General features: G+C 51.0%; 2 protein-coding genes and 1 pseudogene. All 3 read left to right on the top strand.

The features are described from left to right. A pseudogene (locus KDK17_RS14010) lies at window positions 1-488 on the top strand (protease modulator HflK); the annotation flags it as partial. After that, window positions 485-670, top strand: a complete 186-nt coding sequence (locus KDK17_RS14005; RefSeq protein WP_257288313.1) for an SPFH domain-containing protein — start codon at window positions 485-487, stop codon at window positions 668-670. The pseudogene KDK17_RS14010 and the gene KDK17_RS14005, both read left to right, overlap by 4 nt. 22 nt (window positions 671-692) lie before the next feature. Further along, window positions 693-1,048: SPFH domain-containing protein (locus KDK17_RS14000; protein WP_257288312.1), on the top strand; the 356-nt coding region annotated here is incomplete at its 3' end.

Here is a 1,048-nt window from a genome sequence, read left to right as displayed (position 1 = left end):
CTCCAAAAGAAGTTCAGGCCGCTTTTGATGATGTGATCCGTGCCCGGGAAGACGAACAGCGTGCCAAGAATAAGGCGGAAGCTTACGCAAACAAGGTTATTCCTGAGTCCCGTGGTAAAGCTCAGCGGACTATTGAAGAGGCAAATGCGTACCGCGATGAGGTCATTGCCAGAGCTGAAGGTGAATCTGATCGTTTCTCCAAGCTGCTGACAGAGTACAAACGTGCACCTGAAGTGACACGTGAGCGTCTCTACATCGAAACTGTTGAAGAAGTCCTGAAGAACACCAGCAAGGTACTGGTGGATGTCAAGGGTGGCAATAATATGATCTACCTGCCACTGGATAGACTGACCCAGGGCAAGTCATCCATGCCAGCCCAGCCATCTGAGCTGAGCAGTCAGGATTTGTCTGACATCAGTAATCGCGTTGCAGAGGAGCTGAGCAAGCGAGTGAACAGTGCACGTAGCAGTGGGAGGGTTGGTCGATGAATCAGAAAGGTTTTACAGCCCTGATCGCCGGTCTTGTCATCTTGGTTCTGGCCTGGAGTTGTCTCTTTGTTATCAGCGAGCGTGAGCGCGCTGTGCAACTGCGTTTTGGTCAGCTGGTGAACCCGAATCTCAAGCCGGGTCTGCACTTTAAATTCCCGTTTGTGGATAACGTGCGCATTTGATGCCCGTCTGCAACACCTCGAGGTGCCATCTGAGCGCTTCCTGACGCTGGAACAGAAAGCCGTTATTGTGGATTCCTACATCAAGTGGCGAATTGCGGATGTAGCCAAATTCTACAAGTCTACAGCTGGTGATATTTTTCGTGCTAACACACTGCTTTCTCAGCGTGCTGAATCCAGAATGCGTAACAAGTTTGGTGGTCTGACACTGAACGAGGTGGTATCCGGTCAGCGTGATAAGCTGATGAATGATATCACCAGTAATCTCGATAAAGTGGCCAGGGAAGAGCTGGGTGTGACTGTGGTTGATGTCCGGGTTAAGAAAGTCGACCTGCCACCTCAGGTCAGTGACTCGGTATTCGAGCGTATGTCTTCCGAGCG

The organism is Endozoicomonas sp. SESOKO2, assembly GCF_024606245.1.
GTDB lineage: Bacteria > Pseudomonadota > Gammaproteobacteria > Pseudomonadales > Endozoicomonadaceae > Endozoicomonas_A.
Note: the sequence above shows the minus strand (reverse complement) of the source record. Positions and strands in the feature narration are given on the sequence as shown.